1 protein-coding gene is annotated in these 1,176 nt (G+C 66.6%); it reads left to right on the forward strand.

Annotation, left to right across the window (positions count from 1 at the left end):
* Positions 1 to 60 precede the first annotated feature (60 nt).
* A protein-coding gene (locus Y710_RS18860) for an IS3 family transposase (protein WP_231875788.1) occupies positions 61 to 1,176 on the forward strand; the annotation gives its coding sequence in 2 pieces (ribosomal slippage) (positions 61 to 354 and positions 357 to 1,176; 1,114 coding nt annotated over the 2 pieces). This gene is flagged as partial in the annotation.

The raw sequence follows: 1,176 nt of genomic DNA on the forward strand, positions 1-1,176 counted from the left end.
GGGGCTGCTGCACGGATAGGTGACATCTGATCTGTGGTGCCGAGAGGTGCTGCTGGAAGGATGTGCATCGTGCCGAAGCCGTATCCCAAGGAGTTCCGCGACGACGTGGTTCGTGTCGCCAGGAACCGCGAACCAGGCGTCCATCTGAAGCAGATCGCTGCCGACTTCGGGATCAGCGAGTCGTGCCTGACGAACTGGTTGAGGACCGCCGACGTCGAGGACGGGGTCAAGCCCGGAACGACGTCCGAGCAGTCCGCGACCGAGCGTGAGCTGCGCAGGCGGGTCCGGTTGCTGGAGCAGGAGAACGAGGTGCTCCGCCGGGCGGCGGCGTATCTGTCGCAGGCGAACCTGCCGGGAAAATGATCTACCCGCTCGTGCGCGAGCTGGCCGTTGACGGGATCCCCGTCGCGGTGACGTGTCGGGTTTTGAGGATCGCTCGCCAACCCTACTACCGGTGGCTCGCCCGCCCGGTCACCGACGCCGAACTGGTGGAGGCGTATCGCGCGAACGCGTTATTCGACGCCCACCGTGACGATCCGGAGTTCGGTTACCGGTTCTTGGTCGACGAGGCGGTCGAAGCCGGCGAGGCGATGGCTGAGCGGACCGGCTGGCGGATCTGCTCGTCCAACCGCTGGTGGTCGGCGTTCGGCAAGAGACGCGGCAAGCACGGTAAGAAGCCCGGCCCACCGGTCCACGACGACCTGTGCGCCTACGTCGACCGGCACGGCGTGACCCGGCACGAGTTCACCGCAGGCGCCCCGAACGAGCTGTGGCTGACCGACATCACCGAGCACTGGACGAGCGAGGGCAAGCTCTACCTCTGCGCGGTCAAGGACGTCTACTCCAACCGGATCGTCGGCTACTCCATCGACTCGCGAATGAAGTCCCGGCTCGCCGTCATTGCGTTGAACAACGCCGTCGCCCGCCGCGGTGACGTCGCCGGCTGCGTCGTCCACAGCGACCGCGGCTCGCAATTTCGCAGCCGCAAATTCGTCCACGCGCTCAACCGCCACGCCATGGTCGGCTCGATGGGCCGTGTCGGCGCGGCCGGGGACAACGCGGCCATGGAGAGCTTCTTCAGCCTGCTGCAAAGGAACGTCCTCGACCGGCGCACCTGGACCACCCGCGAAGAGCTCCGGATCGCGATCGTGACCTGGATCGAACGGACCTACCACC

The sequence above is a fragment of the Gordonia sp. QH-12 genome, assembly GCF_001578675.1.
GTDB lineage: Bacteria > Actinomycetota > Actinomycetes > Mycobacteriales > Mycobacteriaceae > Gordonia > Gordonia sihwensis.